The following is a 17,444-nucleotide window of genomic DNA, read 5'->3' as shown; positions in this document are numbered from 1 at the left end:
ATCTTGAGTCGTGGCAAATTCGGCATCCCTTAGGGCACCTTGGGGCCACTGCAGGGCTACACTTGCCAAACGCGTGAAATTGGTGCGAAAGGAGAGACTCGAACTCTCACGGGTTTCCCCACTGGAACCTAAATCCAGCGCGTCTACCAGTTCCGCCACTTTCGCATGCATCCATTACCAACCGTGCAAACCCGGGATTATACAAGCACGCCACACGCACTATAACCCATTGCGCCGTCCGTGCCGCGGATACGAAAAGGCCCGGCATGCGCCGGGCCTTTTCGTGACACGCAAAATGGTGGGCCGTGAAGGACTTGAACCTTCAACCAATGGATTAAGAGTCCACTGCTCTACCAATTGAGCTAACGGCCCGTCTGACTGGCTCCCGTTTCCGGGTTGCTGCCAGGGTCGTCAGATACCCTGCCAGGAGATGGGGTGGCCGACGGGGCTCGAACCCGCGACAACCGGAATCACAATCCGGGACTCTACCATCTGAGCTACGGCCACCATCATTTTCAACACTGCCACCGGTCACCCGGCAAATGGCGCGCCCGGCAGGACTCGAACCTGCAACCCTCGGCTTAGAAGGCCGATGCTCTATCCAGTTGAGCTACGGGCGCGGAGTCCACGCATTCTCCGGGTCTTTCTGGTCGGGGTAGAGGGATTCGAACCCCCGACATCCTGCTCCCAAAGCAGGCGCGCTACCAGACTGCGCTATACCCCGGATTTCCCGAGCCTCGCTACCAGCCAAGGCGACGCGGAAGCCGTGGATATTAAACCCATATTTACACCGCGTCAATGCGCGGAACGGGTCAATTCCCTCCGGCGCGCAGCTGGCGCTTGCGCCGCCAGCGCAATAACACCAGCCCTGGCCCGGACAAGGCATACAACAGGAACCCGGTCCACAATACCTTGGCGGGATCCAGGGCGGTCAACATCACGGCAAACAGCATTCCCAGCACCACGAAGAACGGCACGCGATGGCGAAAATCCATGTCCTTGAAACTGAAGTAAGTAAGGTTGCTCACCATGGCAGCCCCCGCAAACACGGTCATCAGTAGCGCCAGCAGAACCAGATCCTCGCCCGCAAAGCCCAACTCGTTCCACACCCAGACCATCCCCATCAGGACAGCTGCTGCTGAAGGACTGGGCAGACCCTGGAAAAAACGCTTGTCAGAGCTGCCCGCCTTGACGTTAAACCTGGCCAGACGCAGGGCGGTGGCGGCGGCATAGAAAAAGGCGACCACCCAGCCCAACTGCCCCAGCCCCGACAGCGCCCATAGATAGACGATGATGGCCGGCGCCAAGCCAAAGGAGGCCATATCCGCCAGGGAATCATATTCTGCCCCGAAGGCCGTCTGGGTCTGGGTCATGCGGGCCACGCGCCCGTCCAGGCCATCCAGGACCATGGCCACAAAAATTGCCACCGCTGCAGCAGTGAACTGACCTTCAAAGGCGGCGATGATGCCGTAGAAACCGGCAAACAGCGCCCCCGTGGTGAATAGATTGGGGAGCAGATAGATGCCACGCCGCCCCCGCGGAGAGCGTATTTGATGACCGTTATTCACGCGTCGGCATCCTGCTTCTTGTGTACCAGTGTGGCGATCACATCAGTGGCCGCGCTGATACGCTGCCCGGGTCTTACTTCGGCACGGGCCGTTGGCGGCAGATAGACCTGCGCCCATCGGGCGAACCCCAGAAAACCGCAACGACGGCTCTGGCCCAGACGGTCACCGGCGCCGGCCATGCAGTGGAACACATGCGGCCAGGAGCGGCACTGCATGGCCACCACCACATCTTCCGCCTCGTCAGTCTTCAGCCAGACGGCCAGATACCCGCTCGCATCCACGGCGGTATCCGTCTTGCGCCGGAAGAATTGCTGCACCCGGCACTCCACCGGGCTGTACATATTGAACTCCCCTCGCCAACTCTGGCGCAGGGTGACACACAGCGCCGGACGCTCCAGGAAGGGGTCGTGGCATTCGTCCACGGCCATCACCCGAGCATCCAATGGGCTGACAACGGCCAGCGGGCGGGAAGGTGTCTCCCGCCCCCAATTCCGAAAAATGAAGAAACCACCCAGCAACAACAGCCACGTGGGCAGGGCCCAGACGCCCAGAAACAAATGCGCCACGGCCACCAACACGGCCAGCAGCGCAAGATAGAGGCGTCCTTCCGGAGCGATGGGTAACATGATGATCCCGGCCCCGGGCACGCGTGGCGCACCCGGGGCATTGCGGCTTTAGTTCTTGGACTTATCGACGATCTTGTTGTCCTTGATCCAGGGCATCATGTCCCGCAGGCGACTGCCCACCACTTCCAGATCATGCTCGCGGGCCAGACGACGGCTGGCCTTGAGGCGCGGCGCACCGGCCTTGTTTTCCAGGATGAACTCACGCGCGAACTCGCCTGTCTGGATCTCACGCAGGATCTTGCGCATCTCATCCTTGGTCTGCTCGTTCACCACGCGCGGGCCACGGGTGATGTCACCGTACTCGGCGGTGTTGGAAATGGAGTAGCGCATGTCGGCCACGCCACCTTCGTACATCAGGTCAACGATCAGCTTGAGTTCGTGCAAGCACTCGAAGTAGGCCATCTCCGGCGGGTAACCCGCCTCGACCAGGGTTTCAAAACCGGCCTGCACCAGGGCGGAGGCGCCGCCACACAGCACGGCCTGCTCGCCGAACAGGTCGGTCTCGGTCTCGTCCTTGAAGGTGGTCTCGATGATGCCGGCACGACCACCGCCATTGGCGGAGGCATAGGACAGGGCGATATCGCGACCCCGACCAGAGGCATCCTGGTAGACGGCGATCAGGCTGGGCACGCCGCCACCCTGAGTGTAGGTGGAGCGCACCAGGTGACCAGGGCCCTTGGGGGCGATCATCAGCACGTCCAGATCCGCGCGGGGCTGGATCTGTTCGAAATGCACATTGAACCCATGGGCGAAGGCCAGGGCACCGCCCTCCTTCAGGTTGGGCTCGATCTGCTGAGCATACAGGTCGGCCTGATGCTCATCCGGGGCCAGCACCATCACCAGGTCGGCACCCTTCACGGCCACTTCGATGTTCTTCACATTCAGGCCAGCGTCCTCGGCCTTCTTGGCGGAGGACGAACCCGGGCGCAAGCCCACGGTCACGTCGACGCCGGAATCCTTCAGGTTGTTGGCATGGGCATGACCCTGGGAGCCATAACCGATGATGGCCACCTTCATCCCCTGGATGATGGAAAGATCGGCGTCTTTGTCGTAATAGACCTGCATTTGGTAAATCCCCGGAAAATGAACGTTGGGTTGAAGGGAAAGAGTAATCAGAGTTTCAGGGCCACGTCGCCACGGGCAATGCCCATGACGCCGGAGCGCACCACCTCGATCACCTCGAAGTGGCCCATGGATTCCACGAAGGCGTCCAGTTTTTCGCTGTCGCCGGTAAGCTCCACCACGTAGGTGGCGGCGCTCACATCGATGATGTGGCCGCGGAAGATCTCGGCCATACGCATGACCTCGGCCCGCTGGTCGGCATCCTGCACCTTGAGCTTGATGAGCATCATCTCGCGCTCGATGTGGCGATGCTCGGTCAGATCCAGCAGCTTGACCACGTCCACCAGCTTGTTGAGCTGCTTGGTGATCTGCTCGATCACCTGGTCCGACCCCCGGGTCACCAGGGTGAGCCGGGACAGGGTGGGATCCTCAGTGGGCGCCACGGTCAGCGATTCAATATTGTAGCCGCGAGCCGAGAACAGGCCGGCCACCCGGGAGAGGGCGCCGGACTCGTTTTCCATCAGTATCGAGATAATATGTCGCATGATTACAGGAGGATCATTTCGTTCTGGCCCGCACCGGCCGGGATCATGGGATAGACGTTCTCACTCTGGTCAGTGATGAAGTCCATGAAGACCAGACGATCCTTCATGTCCAGGGCCTCCTTGAGCGCCCCTTCCACGTCGCCCGGCGACTCAATGCGCATGCCCACATGCCCGTAGGCCTCGGCCAGCTGCACGAAGTCCGGCAGGGCATCCATGTAGGACATGGCATAACGCCCCTGATAGAAGAACTCCTGCCACTGGCGCACCATGCCCATGTAGCGGTTGTTCAGGGCCACCACCTTGATGGGCAGATGATACTGCAGGGCCGTGGACAACTCCTGGATGCACATCTGGATGCTGGCCTCGCCGGTCACGCAGACCACGGTCTCGTCCCGATGGGCCAGCTGGGTGCCGATGGCTGCCGGCAGGCCGAAGCCCATGGTGCCCAGCCCCCCAGAGTTGATCCAGCGATTGGGCTTGTCGAAACCATAGAACTGCGCCGCCCACATCTGGTGCTGGCCCACATCGGAGGTGACGAAGGCATCCCCCTTGGTGAGACGATGCAGGGTCTCCAGCACGTACTGGGGCTTGATCAACTCGCTGTCGCGATCGTATTTCAGGCAGTCCATGGAGCGCCATTCGTCGATCTGCTTCCACCAGTTTTCCAGGGGTTCGGGATCGGGGCGGCGCTCTCCGGCCTTGATCTCCTTGATCATGGCCTTGAGCACGCTGTCCACCTGACCCACGATGGGCACATCCACCTTCACATTCTTGGAGATGGAGGCCGGGTCCACGTCCACGTGGACGATGCGAGCATTGGGGCAGAACTTCTCGATATTGCCTGTCACCCGGTCATCGAAGCGGGCGCCGATGGCAATCAGCACATCCGCGTGATGCATGGCCATATTGGCTTCGTAGGTGCCGTGCATCCCCAGCATGCCCATGAACTGCTTGTCCGACGAGGGGTAAGCGCCCAGGCCCATCAGCGTATTGGTGATGGGGTAGCCCAGCAACCGGGTGAGTTCAGTCAGGGACTTGGAGGCATTGCTCAGGATCACGCCACCGCCACTGTAGATCACCGGCTGGTGGGCGGAGAGCATCAGATCCACGGCACGACGGATCTGCCCCGGGTGACCCTTCACCGTGGGGTTGTACGAGCGCATCTTGATGGAGCGCGGATAATGAAACTCGCACTTGTCGGCGGTGATGTCCTTGGGGATGTCCACCACCACCGGCCCCGGGCGCCCGGTGGTGGCCACATAGAAGGCCTTCTTGATGGTGGTGGCCAGATCCTTCACGTCCTTGACCAGGAAGTTGTGCTTCACGCAGGGCCGGGTGATGCCCACGGTGTCCACCTCCTGGAAGGCATCGTTACCGATCAGACTGGTGGGCACCTGGCCGCTGAAGACCACCAGAGGCACGGAGTCCATGTAAGCATCGGCGATACCGGTAACGGCATTGGTGGCTCCGGGACCGGAGGTGACCAGCACCACACCGGGCCGCCCGGTGGACTTGGCATAGCCCTCGGCAGCATGCACGGCGGCCTGTTCGTGGCGCACCAGGATGTGCTCCACCTTATCCTGGCGGTACAGGGCATCGTAGATATGCAGTACCGAACCGCCGGGATAACCGAACAACGTGTCGACATTTTCTTCTTGCAGACATCGGACAAATATCTCGGCGCCGGTCAATTCCACGGTCTTGGTCTCCTGCTGTGCACTGTGCGGGCCTGGTCTTGGGATCGCCCCCGGGCGCGTGATGGCCGCGCCGCACGGAAACGATGGGGAAAAGGTTCGATCATAATATGATCCGGGGTGAATTTCACTACCATCGACCAGACGCTGGCCAGCCCGTGACAAACCTCGGCCGGTCATCCAGCTTCAGGGCAAGGCCGGTCCCGTCGAGGGCCCCACCCATGAACGGCATATGCAAAACGCCCGACAGTGAGCAACTGGCCTTACGAACTCACCATGCTGCATGCCTCTGGACCCAGCGCAACCGTCAACCTAACAAATCCTGGGCAGTTGATCCCCCTGCAACCAGTCGATGATCCTTTGTCCACCCAAACGGGTTTGCATCTGTACCAGGTTTTGCGGATCCCGGGTGACCTGCCCGATGATCGCTGCCTCTTCACCCTGAGGATGACCGCGCATCGCCTGCAACAAGGCGGTGGCCTCTTTAGCCGGGCAGATGGCCACCAGCTTGCCTTCATTGGCACTGTAGAGAGGATCCAGACCCAGAAACTCGCAGGCGGCCCTGACGGTTTCCCGAACAGGCAACTGCCTTTCATCGATCTGCATCCCCACGCCGGATTGCTGAGCCAGTTCATTCAGACAGGTGGCCAGCCCGCCCCGGGTGGGATCACGTAGCCCTCGCAGGCCGGGGGACACCTCCAGCATGACCGCCACCAGGCGGTGCAAGGCCTGGGAGTCGGAGCAGATTTCGGTTTCAAAACCCAGGCTCTCACGCAGGGACAGCAGCGTCACCCCATGATCCCCGATGCTCCCGGAGACCAGGATGGCATCCCCTGGCCGAGCCTGATCACCAGACAACCTGCACCCCTCAGGAACCACACCGACACCGCTGGTGGTGATGAAGACACCATCCCCCTTGCCCTTCTCCACCACCTTGGTGTCTCCGGTGACGATGGGGGTGCCCGCCTTCCTGGCGGCTTCCGCCATGGAGGCCACCAGCTTTTGGAGATCGGCCAGGGGAAAGCCTTCTTCCAGGATAAAACCCGCCGACAGATAACAGGGACGGGCACCGGCCATGGCCAGATCATTGAGCGTGCCATGCACTGCCAGACTGCCGATGTCCCCGCCAGGGAAAAACAGCGGGGACACCACATGCCCATCCGTTGCCATCACCACCCTGCCGGGGGGCAGATCAAATACCGCCTGGTCATTTCTTTGATTGAGCCAGGGGTTATCCAACAGCGGCAGAAAAAGCTGCTCCAGCAGATCCTGACTGGCCCTGCCGCCACTGCCATGGATCATCTCGACACGGCCCTTCTTGATATCCAGTGTTGCCATGCCCGATCAACCCCTTGCCAAACGTTGCTCTTGCGTACGATTACGTCCATAGCTGTAGTAGGCAGCACAGGCACCCTCGGAGGAAACCATACAGGACCCCAGGGGGTTTTCCGGACTACAGGGATTACCAAACAGTGGGCATTCGCTGGGCCTTTTCAGGCCACGCAGGATTGCAGGACACTCACAGGCCTTGTTTTCCCTGGACTGCCCAGCGCTGAAGGTAAAACGCTCTTCAGCATCCAGATGCGCCAGTTCAGGTCGCACACGAAGGGCACTTCGGGGCAGACTGCCCAGGCCACGCCACTCAAAGCTGTCTCTCAGGGTGAACACCTCTTCCATCAGCTGTCTGGCCTTGAGGTTGCCTTGGGGGGTGACCGCACGGGTGAATTCGTTTTCCACCTCCGCCCGTCCCGCATTGAGCTGCCTGACCAGCAACAGGATGGCCTGAAGGACATCCAGCGGCTCAAAGCCGGCTATCACCACCGGTTTCTTGTACTGCTCGGGGAAGACCTGATAGGCCTGGCTGCCAATCACCGTGCTGACATGCGCCGGGCCGATAAAGCCATCCAGGTGCCGGGGGCCATCATCGCTCAAGATGGCGTGCATGGCCGCCAGAGTGAGCACATGGTTGCAAAAGATGGAGAGGTTGGTGAACCCCAGCTGATCGGCCTGGCGCAGGACCAGGGCGGTCGGTGGGGTGGTGGTCTCAAACCCGATGGCAAAAAACACCACCTGACGCTCAGGATTGTCGCGGGCAAGGGCCAGGACATCCAGTGGGGAATAGACCATGCGCACATCGCCCCCTTCGGCCTTGACCTTCAGTAGAGAGGTTCCACCCGAAGCAGGCACCCTCAACATATCGCCATAGGTGCAGAGGATCACCTGCGGGTTTTGGGCCAGTTCGATGGCCATATCCAGGCGGGCCATGGGCAACACACACACCGGGCAGCCCGGCCCATGAATCAGTTCGATTTCCCGGGGCAAGAGATCCACCAGGCCATCACGAAAAATCGCATGGGTATGGCCACCACAAAACTCCATCAAGCGGTAGCTTCGGCCTCCCCTGACCTGCTGATGGATCAGCCGGGCGATGTGTTCGGCCTTGTCTCCATCGCGAAATTCATCGATATACTTCATGGTGTGCTCTCGTGGCCCTGGGCGTGCGCCAAGGCCTCCAGCTCACCAAACAGCGCCAGGGTCTTGTCCGCCTCCTCCTGGTCCAGCTTTTTCAAGGCCACCCCCACATGCAGGATCACGTAGTCACCCACCTGAAGATCATCAACCAGGGCAATGTTGATGTTCTTCCTGATCCCACCCAGATTCGCCGTGGCGGTCTGGTCATCCACCAACGCATCAATTCGGACCGGTACGGCCAGGCACATAGGACAACCTCTCCAAGAACTGTGACTCATCGGCCTTCCTTGCCATGGATGCAACCCAGGCCTGGCCCAGGGCCAGCCCGGTATCATTCACCGAAACCCGTTGCGGAAAATACACCTCCAGCCCCCTGGCTTGCAGGCGGGCCAACAATGCCTGGCGCAACACGCCATTCAAGAAACAGCCCCCGGACAGCACCACCTTCCTGAGGCCCGTGTCTTCACTGGCCCTCTCCAGCCATGCTTCCAGCCCCCCGACCAAACCGGCATGGAAGACTTCTGCTCCCTCCCGCGGATCGGTCAAGGTGGACACCGCCGACAGCAAGGGCCAGAAACTCAGTTGCCCATCCTTCAGGGTCCAGAGTCTTTCGGCAAGCGTTGGCAGGCCCCTCACCAGGGCTTCCAGTTGCATGGCGGCCTGGGCTTCATGGCTTTGGTGGCTGCACACCCCCAGAAGGCCGGCCGCAGCATCAAAAAGTCGCCCTGCGCTCGTGGTGGGCCTGCATAGATGCGGCCTTGCCAGGAGTTTTTGCAACAGGGCATGACCCGGCTGATCACCAGGATCAAAGGCCGCAGAGGCCTTGAGCCCTAGCTGGTGCAACACCCCGGCCGCCAGACGCCAGGGTTCCCTGGCGGCCTGATCGCCACCGGGTAATAACAGCGGAGCCAGTTCCCCCAGACGGATGAATCCCAGGGGATTGACCTCCAGAAGCTCACCCCCGCGGGCCTGACCCTCTTCTCCCAGGCCCTGACCATCCAGGACCAGGCCCAGCACCCTCTCCTGTAATCCGAACTCCGCCATCACGGCGGCCACATGGGCATGATGATGCTGGACCTGCAGCCACGGCAGCTGCCATTGCCTTGCCAGTTCCTCAGCCAGGCGCGAAGAGTAAACATCCGGGTGCAGGTCACTGCAGATCACCTCCGGCTGAAAATCCAGCAGTTGGCAGAGGTGTTCAGCCGTTGCCCGCAGGCGTCGACAGGTCGTGGCCTGATCCAGATCCCCTACGTATTGGGAGAGGCATGCCTGGTCTTCACCCAGCAGGCAGACACTGGTTTTCAGGTAAGCCCCCAGGGCCAATACCCGCACCGGCGACGCCTCAGACAGCGTCAGGTGCACAGGGGCCAGTCCCCGGCCTGGTCTCACCAGGGCCCGGGGTGAACGACTGGCTTGAAACACGCTGTCATCGCAACCGGTGATCATCTCCCGGTCGTGCAACAACCAAAGGTCGGCAATATCGGCCAGTTGTTCCAGTGCCTGGTGATTGTCCGTGATCAAGGGCTGGCCACTCCGGTTGGCACTGGTGGCCACCCAGGCGATGGATAAGGGGTGTTGCAACCAACCACTGCCTTTCGGCTGACCCAACAGAGTATGGAACAGTAGCCAGTGCAAGGGGGTGGAAGGCAGAAGCACCCCCAAATCCTTTAACCCTGGTGCCAGGGCTTCCACCATCAACTGGCTTGCCGCTCCCTCCTTATAGGGCACAATCAGCAGGGGCGCCGCCGCAGACTCCAGCAGCGCCCGGTCCTCACGACTCAACTGCACCCAGGGTTCCAGCGACGCCCCATTCAGGGCCATGATCGCCAGAGGCTTGTGTGGCCGACATTTTCTATGACGCAGCTGCGCGATGGCCGCCGGATCATCGGCGGCACACATCAAGTGAAAGCCCCCCATGCCCCGAATCGCCAGGATCTTCCCGGCTTGCAGGCCAGCAACGGCCCGTTCCAGGGGGTCCCCCGAAAGGGGTTCGCCATCGGCTGTCGAACACCAGAGACGGGGGCCACACTGGGCACACGCATTGGGCTGGGCGTGGAAGCGCCGGTCGGCCGGGTTCTGGTATTCATCCAGGCAGGCGGGACACTGCTCAAAGGCCTGCATGCTGGTATGCGGGCGGTCATAGGGCCTTTGCCGCATCAGGGTGTAGCGTGGACCACACTGGGTGCAATTAATAAAGGCATAGCGCCAGCGACGATCCCGGGGGTTAAACATCTCCTCCAGACAAGCCGGGCACGGGCGGGTATCCAAAGGCACCTGCAAGCTCAGGGTCTCTTGGCTATTGAGGCTGGGCGCAATCGTAAAGGCCTGATAGGCAGACGTATCCAACCACTCCTCCTGGCAGGCAGATATCCGGGCTTGGATCGGTGCCTGCATCAGCAAGCGGTGTTTGAAATCCTCAAGTGCAGGCAGCGCCCCTTGCAAATGGATACTCACCCCGCCCCGGGTATTGCTCACCTGTCCCGCCAGGTTCAAATCCCGGGCCAGACGATACACAAAGGGACGAAAGCCCACGCCCTGAACCCGTCCGCTGACCCTGATTTGCAGGGTTTTCATCATTTTGCGCGAGAAACCCCGTCCCTGCCCTGCTCGCGTCCTCCTGCATGGGTTTGGGTTGAAAGGTATCGCCATAGCCATCACCCCGTTGCAGCAGGCGGCAGTGAAGGTGTGAAATGCCTGGACGACGCCTTGGTCGGTTCAGGCTGAACATAGCCCGATTCCATGCTCAGCTTCAATGTTTCAGCCGCAGTGGAAACCGCCCTATGCCAAGGTATCGGACAAATATCTCGGCACCGGTCAATCCGCGGCCCGGGTCTCCTGCCGCGCGCTCTGCGGCCCTGGCCTCAGGGTCGCTCCCGGGCGCGTCATGAGCGCGCCGCACGGAAGCGAGGGGAAAAGGCTCGGTCATAATATGATCCGGTGGGAATTTCACTACCGTCGGCCAGACACGGGGCAGCCCGTGACAAACCTTGGCCGGTCATCTAGCTTCAGGGTAAAGCCGATCCCGTCGAGGGCCCGCTCATGAACGGCATACGTGAAAACCCCGACAGTGCGCAACTGGCCTACGGCGGCGCCCTGGGCCTGCTGACCGACCTCTATGAACTCACCATGCTGCAGGCCTATCGGGAGGAAGGCCTGGAGGATGAGGCGGTTTTTTCCCTCTTCGTGCGACGCCTGCCCGCTGGGCGCAACACCCTGCTGGCCTGCGGCCTGGATACGGTGCTGGGACAGCTGGAAAACCTGTCGTTCGAGCCGGCGGACCTGGACTACCTGGCCTCCCTGGGCCCCTTCAAGGACCGATTCCTCCAGTGGCTGGCGGATTTTCGCTTCACCGGGGACGTGTTCGCCGTGGCCGAGGGCACCCCCGTCTTTGCCAACGAGCCCATCCTGGAAATCCAGGCACCGCTGCCGCAGGCACAACTGGTGGAAACCCTGGTGATGAACCAGATCCACCTGCAGACCGTGCTGGCCTCCAAGGCCGTGCGCATGGTGCATGCCGCCGACGGACGCCCCGTGATCGACTTCGGCGCCCGCCGCACCCACGGCGTGGAGGCCTCGCTCAAGGGGGCCCGGGCCTTTCATGTGGCGGGCATTGCCGGCACCTCCAATTGCCTGGCCGGACGCCTGTACGGCGTGCCGGTCAGGGGCACCATGGCCCACAGCTACATCCAGGCCCACGACAGCGAGGCCCAGGCGTTCGAGGCCTTCTCCCGCCTCTATCCCGACACCGTCCTGCTGGTGGACACCTACGACACTCTGACCGGCATCGACCGCGTGATCGAACTGGCTCGGCAACGCGGCGATGCCTTCCGGATACGCGCGGTGCGATTGGACTCCGGCGATCTGGGCAAACTGGCCCGGGCGAGCCGCGCCCGTCTGGACGCGGCCGGGCTGAACGCCGTGGAAATCTTTGCCAGCGGCAGCCTGGACGAACATGCCATCGCCGGACTGATTGCCGACGGCGCCCCCATCGACGGCTTCGGCGTGGGCACCAGCCTAGGCGTGTCCCGGGATGCCCCGGACCTGGACATCGCCTACAAGCTGGCCGAATACGCGGGACAGGGTCGCCTCAAGCTCTCCAGCGGCAAGCCCATCCTGCCCGGACGCAAACAGGTCTTTCGGGAGCAGCACGGCGGTGAATTCAGCGCCGACACCATCGGCCGCGCCCACGAAGACCTGCCCGGCACCCCCCTGCTCCAGCCGGTGATGCGCGACGGCCAACGCCTGGCGGACCACATGCGGGACCTGAATGCCATCCGCGAGCACGCCCGACATCAGGTGAGTCTCCTGCCCGCATCCATCCAGGGCCTGATGCCCCCGGACATCCCTTACACGGTCCACACCAGCCCGGCCCTGCAGCAGCATCAGGCCGAGGTGACCCGCCGGGTCAGCCAGGGCCGCTGATCCCCGGCCCTTTCGAGCCCCGCGCCCCGGAGGTATGCCCACCATGACCGACCCCCATGCCACCCCCCGCGTCGGCGACGCCCTGATCATCGTCGATGTGCAGAATGATTTTTGCGCGGGCGGACAGCTGGCCCTGAATGACGCGGACGCGGTGGTGCCGGTGCTCAATCGATGGATCGCCCATGCCCGATTCCTTGAACTGCCGATCTTCGCCTCCCGGGACTGGCACCCCACCGGACATTTGAGCTTTGAGGAACGCGGCGGCCCCTGGCCACCCCATTGCGTGCAGGACACACGGGGCGCTGCCTTCCACCCGGACCTGGAACTCCCCGCCGACACCATCAAGGTCACCAAGGGGGTGCGCTTTGATCAGGATCAGAACTCGGCCTTCGATCAGACCGGCCTGGCCGAGGAACTGCGGCACCGATGCATCCAGCGCCTGTGGCTGGGTGGCCTGGCCCAGGATGTCTGCGTGGCCGCCACCGCCCTGGACGCTCGACAGACAGGCTTCCAGGTGTTCCTCATCCAGGAGGCCACCCGCCCCGTCACGGCGCAAGGGGGCGAAGAGGCCATGGCGAAGATGCGGGACGCGGGGGTGAAGATCATCGAGTGATAACGCTTCTGGAACCCGAGGAAGACCGACATGCCAAGTGGCGGGTGGCTGGTTACGCATTCTCATGCCGTCGATTGCCAAGGCACTCACTGTGCAGCATTCTGCACCGATACAAGATCCTGTACAGGAGCAGCCCGATGGATGCCATCAGCCACACAGCCGCCAGAGCCAATCTCGCAAAAACCATGGAGCAGGTCTGTGAGGACCATTCTCCCGTGATCATCACTTCGATAACCTCGCATGTACGGATATCCACCGTGGCCTTGTATTCGCCATAGTAGACATGGAAGTGTGGCGGCGGATGCTCCTTCGGCGCGAAATACATTCACACAATAATCCCGTAGAAAATCGACATTGTTGGCACTTTGGATCCCCCCACGGTTACAGTGTTCGCCCTCCAAGCACAACACCGAAGGAAGCGCGGCGCGCGTTAGCGTGTCCGCTGGCCTGACTTGCTAGCAGCAATGTCCTTCAGACCACCAGAGACATACTTATGCAGGACACTGGACACGAGAGACTGATAAGGAAGCCCTTCCTCCAGAGCCCGACGCTGAAGTGCCTCCAGATCCCGGCTAGAGATACGTATATTGATCCTTTTGTCTTTCTTGAATGTTTCTTCGGCCATCTTGGCTAGGTACTCGCGACGACCAGCATCCAAGTCCGACTCAAACTTTCCGGATTCGTATGCCTCAAGCAATTCTTGCTCTTCAGGATCCAATTTGGTTTTCGCCATGTTACCCTCCTAAAAATTTCTTGGTGGCCTTGCGACTGGGAACAATCGTCTTGAGAAAGAACTCCCTATCATTTTCAACGTACGGCACCAGCCAGGCATAATCATCTATCCGAACCACGAATATACGCTGGTTTGGATACTTCTCCCTGTTGGAATGAGGTCCATCATCAAGCAAACCACCAGACTGGAGAGCAAACAGAACATCTTCGAAGGAGACTCCGCGTTCGCTCATCAGCTGCTGGTTCTTTTCGGCATTCCAGTTTATTTGCTTCATACGGCTAGTCTAGCAGACTGTGTGCCTAATGGCGTCTTGCTAACGCCAGCGCTCAGCCGCACGGCTTCATGCGTCGGCTGGAGCGCCTTGTTGTGCCCCATTTCGCCTGCATTTTTCGTAAACAAACTCCGGATCAAGATCTATTCCAGAGTCCCACTCAACCGTATCAAAAGATACCCGGACACGCTCAAAAGCATTTCGGTCCTTCAGCCGCTGAAAAACACCGAAGTCGAGATACGGCTTCATATCTAGTATCCCGCGCTCGCCATTGTCAAAATCGACTTGCAGCGTATAGTCGTCAGAAGGAGTAACGTTTGTGACTGATGGATGCATTTTGTTCACCTTACTGAAGTGGCTGAATCTTGAATGGTTCCTCACCATTCATGACCAACTCCCAATCGGCCATCAACTCGTCTTGGCGAAGCTCCGCCCATGCCAAGGCAAGTTGCGTTTGTTTCTTTGGAAGATTGCCTTCGATAATCTCGCACGTACGGATATCCACTATCGCCTTGTATTCGCCGTAGTAGACATGAAAGTGTGGCGGCCGATGCTCCTTCGGCGCGAAGTACATTCGCACAATAATCCCGTAGAACATCGATATTGTTGGCACTTTGGATCTCCCCTCGGTTACAGTGTCGGCCCTTCAAGCACAACACCCCGATCACGCGCCGGTTTGGAGCCGCGAAGCGGCGGAAAATCGGTCGCTGTGCAGCCGATTGTTAAACCCTTTGGCGTACGGTATCCTGACCATGATCAATATCCTGTACAGGAGCAACCCTATGGATGCCATTAGCTACACAGCCGCTAGAACCAATCTAGCAAAAACCATGGAGCAGGTCTGTGAAGACCATTCCCCTGTGATCATCACCCGGAGCAAGTCGCAGTCAGTGGTAATGATCTCCCTCGAGGACTACGAGGCGCTGCAAGAAACTGCATACCTTCTGCGCGCACCAAAAAACGCACGGCGTTTGCTGGAATCCGTTGCCGAGCTGGAGCAAGGCGGTGGTCAAGAAAAGGAACTTCTTGAATGAAACTCATCTTCTCCGAGAACGCCTGGGAAGACTATCTGTACTGGCAGAAAACCGACAAAAAGATTCTTAACCGAATCAACAAGCTGATCAAAGAGACCAAGCGAGAACCGTTCGAAGGTGTTGGCAAACCAGAGCCCCTAAAACACAGCCTCGCCGGGTACTGGTCCCGCCGGATCAACGAAGAACACCGAATAGTTTACAAAGTCACGGATGACGCTTTGCTTATCGCCCAGCTCCGGTATCACTACTGATTTAACGCCCGCCATCACCGGTGACAAAACCAGAGCGAAGCGGAGGTTTTGGCATCCGGTGCATGGTAAGCGCCCGAGAATCAGCACCTACCCTGCCGACCTGAGATTGACCACACTGATCCCCCACAGCATCAAGAGGAATCAGTATGGCCCGCGAACGAGCTGAACTTTGGCAGGAGCATATCACGCAGTGGCGGTCGTCCGGATTGTCCGGGATGGCCTACTGCAAGCAGGAGTCGCTGGCCTATGGCCGGTTTGTCTATTGGCGCAAGAAGCTGGCCGGTGGTTCCGCTGAGCTGGATGGGGTGGCGCCCTCCGGATTTGCCCGGGTGGCTTCAGTCACCGGGTTGGAAGCTGCGGACGGCCTGACGGTCTCCTTGCCCGGCGGTGTGTCGATCACCGGCCTGCATGCCGGTAACGTGGATCTGCTGGGTGCGATTCTGAGGCAGCTGTGATGCGCAAGCGGTACCTGCGCCCATCGTATGACCTGCCGGAGATCTACCTGTATCGGACGCCGATCGACTTTCGCAAGCAGGCCAACGGCCTGGCACTGCTGGTGGAGCAGGAGTTGGGGCACAGCCCGTTCTCGGGTGCCCTCTATGCCTTCACGAACCGGCGGCGGAACAAGATCAAGTGTTTGATGTGGGAGGACAACGGTTTCGTGCTGTATTACAAGGCCCTGGCCGAGGAGCGATTCAAGTGGCCGGGTCCGTCCGATGAGCTGATGATGTTGAGCGGCGAGCAGATCAATTGGCTGCTGGATGGGTACGACATCAGCCTGTTGCGGGGGCATAAAACGCTGCATTACGAGAGCGTTGGATAGCACTTTTTCCGTGCGTCAGGCCGTTGTTTTTGCTATAATTTCGCCATGAAAACAGCGCCTGATAACACCTCTTCAAGCCCTGATTTCAGCGGTCTGCGCACCGCTGAAATGATGGCGGTTATCAGCGATCTCCAACAGCAATTGGCCTCCCAAGAGGAAGCCATCAGGCAACGCGATGTCCGCATCGCGGTCCTTGAGGAACTGCTGCGCCTCAAGAAGATCCAGCAGTTCGGGGCCAGCAGTGAGAAGCAGACCGGCCAGATCAGTCTGTTTAATGAGGCCGAGCTGGAAGCCGAGATCGATGCGCTGCGTGACCAGCTCCCCGACGACGATACTGAAGAAGACGACGCACCACGCGCCCCCCGCAAGCGTCGCCAGCGCAGCTTTTCCGACGAGCTGCTGCGCGAGCGCATTGAGCTGACCCTCAGTGATGAAGAGAAGGCCGGCGCCACCAAGACCTTCTTCACCAAGGTGAAAGAGGAACTGCACTTTATTCCCGCCCAACTGAAGGTGCTGGAGTACTGGCAGGAAAAGGCCGTCTTCGAGCAGGACGGTGAAGAACGTCTCGTCGCCGCATCCCGTCCGGTTCATCCGCTGGGCAAGTGCATCGCCACCCCCTCCCTGCTGGCTTATCTCATCACCTCCAAGTATGCCGACGGCCTGCCACTGTACTGGCAGGAGCAGATGTTCAAGCGCCTGGGGCATGAAGTCAGCCGCACGAGCATGGCCCACTGGATCATCCAGCTGGGGGACGTGTTCAAGCCGCTGATCAACCTGATGCGGGAAGAGCAAAACAGCGGTGATTACCTCCAGGCCGATGAAACCCGCATCCAGGTGCTCAAGGAAGACGGCAAGAGCGCCCAATCCGACAAATGGATGTGGGTCACCCGGGGTGGCCCACCGGATCGACCCTCGGTCCTGTTCGAGTATGACCCTTCCCGCGGGGGCACGGTACCGGTCCGATTACTGGATGACTTCAAGGGCATCCTGCAGGCCGATGGCTATTCCGGCTACGGGCAGGTGTGTGCGCTCAACCAGCTGACCCGGATCGGCTGTTGGGATCACGCCCGCCGCAAGTTCGTGGAAGCATCGCGAGCCGCGCCAGGCATGGACAAAAAGCGCCAGCCCTCAAAAGCCGACGTGGCCCTGAGCTATATCCGGAAACTGTACCGGATCGAGAAGGCCGCCCAGGATCTGACGGATGCCGAGCGCTACCAGGTTCGTCAGGAAAAGAGCCTGCCAGTGCTCCAGGCGTTCAAAGCCTGGCTGGAGGCCAACGTGGGTAAGGTCATGAAGGGCTCGCTCACCCGCACCGCCATGGACTACACCC

At 60.4% G+C, this 17,444-nt stretch carries 20 protein-coding genes, 5 tRNA genes and 2 pseudogenes; 8 read left to right on the top strand and 19 right to left on the bottom strand.

Annotated features, from left to right (window positions below; all coding sequences use genetic code 11):
• Positions 1–80: 80 nt before the first annotated feature.
• The 14 genes from LPW29_RS01675 to hypF form a co-directional block, all read right to left on the bottom strand.
• Positions 81–165 (bottom strand) — tRNA-Leu (locus LPW29_RS01675).
• A gap of 131 nt (positions 166–296) precedes the next feature.
• Positions 297–372 (bottom strand) — tRNA-Lys (locus LPW29_RS01670).
• 59 nt (positions 373–431) lie between these two features.
• Positions 432–507, bottom strand: a tRNA-His gene (locus LPW29_RS01665).
• 36 nt (positions 508–543) lie between these two features.
• Positions 544–620 (bottom strand) — tRNA-Arg (locus LPW29_RS01660).
• A gap of 27 nt (positions 621–647) precedes the next feature.
• A tRNA-Pro gene (locus LPW29_RS01655) sits at positions 648–724 on the bottom strand.
• Positions 725–812: 88 nt separating this feature from the next.
• Positions 813–1,568 carry a CDP-diacylglycerol--serine O-phosphatidyltransferase gene (gene pssA / locus LPW29_RS01650; RefSeq protein WP_090249333.1) on the bottom strand — a complete coding sequence of 252 codons (756 nt, stop codon included), beginning with the start codon at positions 1,566–1,568 and terminating at the stop codon, positions 813–815.
• A complete protein-coding gene (locus LPW29_RS01645) occupies positions 1,565–2,194 on the bottom strand; it encodes a phosphatidylserine decarboxylase (protein WP_143050387.1) in 630 nt (209 codons plus the stop codon). The genes pssA and LPW29_RS01645 overlap by 4 nt, the downstream gene beginning before the upstream one ends.
• A 48-nt stretch (positions 2,195–2,242) precedes the next feature.
• A complete protein-coding gene (gene ilvC / locus LPW29_RS01640; protein ID WP_090249327.1) occupies positions 2,243–3,259 on the bottom strand; it encodes a ketol-acid reductoisomerase in 1,017 nt (338 codons plus the stop codon).
• Positions 3,260–3,306: 47 nt separating this feature from the next.
• A complete protein-coding gene (gene ilvN, locus LPW29_RS01635; RefSeq protein WP_090249324.1) occupies positions 3,307–3,801 on the bottom strand; it encodes an acetolactate synthase small subunit in 495 nt (164 codons plus the stop codon).
• A gap of 2 nt (positions 3,802–3,803) precedes the next feature.
• Positions 3,804–5,498 carry an acetolactate synthase 3 large subunit gene (locus LPW29_RS01630; RefSeq protein WP_238626549.1) on the bottom strand — a complete coding sequence of 565 codons (1,695 nt, stop codon included), beginning with the start codon at positions 5,496–5,498 and terminating at the stop codon, positions 3,804–3,806.
• Positions 5,499–5,807: 309 nt separating this feature from the next.
• Complete coding sequence (gene hypE, locus LPW29_RS01625) at positions 5,808–6,833, bottom strand: hydrogenase expression/formation protein HypE (protein ID WP_238626548.1); 1,026 nt, start codon at positions 6,831–6,833, stop codon at positions 5,808–5,810.
• 6 nt (positions 6,834–6,839) lie between these two features.
• On the bottom strand, positions 6,840–7,970 hold the full coding sequence (hypD, locus tag LPW29_RS01620) for a hydrogenase formation protein HypD (RefSeq protein ID WP_238626547.1): 1,131 nt from the start codon (positions 7,968–7,970) through the stop codon (positions 6,840–6,842).
• Positions 7,967–8,215, bottom strand: a complete 249-nt coding sequence (locus LPW29_RS01615; RefSeq protein WP_238626546.1) for a HypC/HybG/HupF family hydrogenase formation chaperone — start codon at positions 8,213–8,215, stop codon at positions 7,967–7,969. Before LPW29_RS01615 ends, hypD begins: the two co-directional genes overlap by 4 nt.
• Complete coding sequence (gene hypF, locus LPW29_RS01610; protein WP_238626545.1) at positions 8,187–10,544, bottom strand: carbamoyltransferase HypF; 2,358 nt, start codon at positions 10,542–10,544, stop codon at positions 8,187–8,189. The genes LPW29_RS01615 and hypF overlap by 29 nt, the downstream gene beginning before the upstream one ends.
• 462 nt (positions 10,545–11,006) lie before the next feature.
• Here hypF and LPW29_RS01605 point away from each other — a divergent pair, with 462 nt between their 5' ends.
• The 3 genes and pseudogenes from LPW29_RS01605 to LPW29_RS01595 all read left to right on the top strand — a co-directional run.
• Positions 11,007–12,389 (top strand): nicotinate phosphoribosyltransferase, encoded by a 1,383-nt coding sequence (locus tag LPW29_RS01605; protein ID WP_238626544.1) that lies wholly within the window; start codon positions 11,007–11,009, stop codon positions 12,387–12,389.
• A gap of 43 nt (positions 12,390–12,432) precedes the next feature.
• Complete coding sequence (locus LPW29_RS01600) at positions 12,433–13,002, top strand: isochorismatase family protein (RefSeq protein ID WP_238626543.1); 570 nt, start codon at positions 12,433–12,435, stop codon at positions 13,000–13,002.
• Between the two features lie 137 nt (positions 13,003–13,139).
• Positions 13,140–13,229 (top strand): annotated as a pseudogene (locus tag LPW29_RS01595) (type II toxin-antitoxin system Phd/YefM family antitoxin); the annotation flags it as partial.
• 44 nt (positions 13,230–13,273) lie between these two features.
• Here LPW29_RS01595 and LPW29_RS01590 read toward each other — a convergent pair.
• The 5 genes and pseudogenes from LPW29_RS01590 to LPW29_RS01570 form a co-directional block, all read right to left on the bottom strand.
• Positions 13,274–13,327 (bottom strand): annotated as a pseudogene (locus tag LPW29_RS01590) (hypothetical protein); the annotation flags it as partial.
• Positions 13,328–13,432: 105 nt separating this feature from the next.
• Complete coding sequence (locus LPW29_RS01585) at positions 13,433–13,735, bottom strand: CopG family antitoxin (RefSeq protein WP_238626542.1); 303 nt, start codon at positions 13,733–13,735, stop codon at positions 13,433–13,435.
• A gap of 1 nt (position 13,736) precedes the next feature.
• Positions 13,737–14,009, bottom strand: a complete 273-nt coding sequence (locus tag LPW29_RS01580; protein WP_238626541.1) for a DUF4258 domain-containing protein — start codon at positions 14,007–14,009, stop codon at positions 13,737–13,739.
• A 66-nt stretch (positions 14,010–14,075) separates the two neighbouring features.
• Entirely contained in the window at positions 14,076–14,342 is a 267-nt protein-coding gene (locus LPW29_RS01575) for a DUF2442 domain-containing protein (protein WP_238626540.1), read from the bottom strand.
• 10 nt (positions 14,343–14,352) lie between these two features.
• Positions 14,353–14,619 (bottom strand): DUF4160 domain-containing protein, encoded by a 267-nt coding sequence (locus tag LPW29_RS01570; protein WP_238626539.1) that lies wholly within the window; start codon positions 14,617–14,619, stop codon positions 14,353–14,355.
• 169 nt (positions 14,620–14,788) lie between these two features.
• Here LPW29_RS01570 and LPW29_RS01565 point away from each other — a divergent pair, with 169 nt between their 5' ends.
• The 5 genes from LPW29_RS01565 to tnpC form a co-directional block, all read left to right on the top strand.
• Positions 14,789–15,040 carry a type II toxin-antitoxin system Phd/YefM family antitoxin gene (locus LPW29_RS01565; RefSeq protein ID WP_012137510.1) on the top strand — a complete coding sequence of 84 codons (252 nt, stop codon included), beginning with the start codon at positions 14,789–14,791 and terminating at the stop codon, positions 15,038–15,040.
• Positions 15,037–15,291: a Txe/YoeB family addiction module toxin gene (locus LPW29_RS01560; protein ID WP_008938367.1), complete on the top strand. Its 255-nt coding sequence runs from the start codon at positions 15,037–15,039 to the stop codon at positions 15,289–15,291. Before LPW29_RS01565 ends, LPW29_RS01560 begins: the two co-directional genes overlap by 4 nt.
• 146 nt (positions 15,292–15,437) lie before the next feature.
• Entirely contained in the window at positions 15,438–15,746 is a 309-nt protein-coding gene (gene tnpA / locus LPW29_RS01555) for an IS66 family insertion sequence element accessory protein TnpA (RefSeq protein ID WP_238626538.1), read from the top strand.
• Positions 15,746–16,114, top strand: a complete 369-nt coding sequence (gene tnpB, locus LPW29_RS01550; protein WP_238626537.1) for an IS66 family insertion sequence element accessory protein TnpB — start codon at positions 15,746–15,748, stop codon at positions 16,112–16,114. Before tnpA ends, tnpB begins: the two co-directional genes overlap by 1 nt.
• Positions 16,115–16,159: 45 nt before the next feature.
• A partial coding sequence (tnpC, locus tag LPW29_RS01545; protein WP_238626536.1) for an IS66 family transposase occupies positions 16,160–17,444 on the top strand: 1,285 nt, incomplete at its 3' end.

This window comes from Ectothiorhodospira sp. 9100 (assembly GCF_022227565.1).
GTDB lineage: Bacteria > Pseudomonadota > Gammaproteobacteria > Ectothiorhodospirales > Ectothiorhodospiraceae > Ectothiorhodospira > Ectothiorhodospira marina.
Note: the sequence above shows the minus strand (reverse complement) of the source record. Positions and strands in the feature narration are given on the sequence as shown.

Excerpts from the sequence above, each read along its gene's own strand:
- tnpB (WP_238626537.1), top strand. The coding sequence starts at position 15,746 with ATGCGCAAGCGGTACCTGCGCCCATCGTATGACCTGCCGGAGATCTAC.
- LPW29_RS01560 (WP_008938367.1), top strand. The coding sequence starts at position 15,037 with ATGAAACTCATCTTCTCCGAGAACGCCTGGGAAGACTATCTGTACTGG.
- hypD (WP_238626547.1), bottom strand. The coding sequence starts at position 7,970 with ATGAAGTATATCGATGAATTTCGCGATGGAGACAAGGCCGAACACATC.
- LPW29_RS01585 (WP_238626542.1), bottom strand. The coding sequence starts at position 13,735 with ATGGCGAAAACCAAATTGGATCCTGAAGAGCAAGAATTGCTTGAGGCA.
- LPW29_RS01600 (WP_238626543.1), top strand. The coding sequence starts at position 12,433 with ATGACCGACCCCCATGCCACCCCCCGCGTCGGCGACGCCCTGATCATC.
- LPW29_RS01565 (WP_012137510.1), top strand. The coding sequence starts at position 14,789 with ATGGATGCCATTAGCTACACAGCCGCTAGAACCAATCTAGCAAAAACC.
- ilvC (WP_090249327.1), bottom strand. The coding sequence starts at position 3,259 with ATGCAGGTCTATTACGACAAAGACGCCGATCTTTCCATCATCCAGGGG.
- hypF (WP_238626545.1), bottom strand. The coding sequence starts at position 10,544 with ATGATGAAAACCCTGCAAATCAGGGTCAGCGGACGGGTTCAGGGCGTG.
- ilvN (WP_090249324.1), bottom strand. The coding sequence starts at position 3,801 with ATGCGACATATTATCTCGATACTGATGGAAAACGAGTCCGGCGCCCTC.
- tnpA (WP_238626538.1), top strand. The coding sequence starts at position 15,438 with ATGGCCCGCGAACGAGCTGAACTTTGGCAGGAGCATATCACGCAGTGG.
- LPW29_RS01575 (WP_238626540.1), bottom strand. The coding sequence starts at position 14,342 with ATGCATCCATCAGTCACAAACGTTACTCCTTCTGACGACTATACGCTG.
- LPW29_RS01580 (WP_238626541.1), bottom strand. The coding sequence starts at position 14,009 with ATGAAGCAAATAAACTGGAATGCCGAAAAGAACCAGCAGCTGATGAGC.
- hypE (WP_238626548.1), bottom strand. The coding sequence starts at position 6,833 with ATGGCAACACTGGATATCAAGAAGGGCCGTGTCGAGATGATCCATGGC.
- LPW29_RS01645 (WP_143050387.1), bottom strand. The coding sequence starts at position 2,194 with ATGTTACCCATCGCTCCGGAAGGACGCCTCTATCTTGCGCTGCTGGCC.
- LPW29_RS01615 (WP_238626546.1), bottom strand. The coding sequence starts at position 8,215 with ATGTGCCTGGCCGTACCGGTCCGAATTGATGCGTTGGTGGATGACCAG.
- LPW29_RS01605 (WP_238626544.1), top strand. The coding sequence starts at position 11,007 with ATGAACGGCATACGTGAAAACCCCGACAGTGCGCAACTGGCCTACGGC.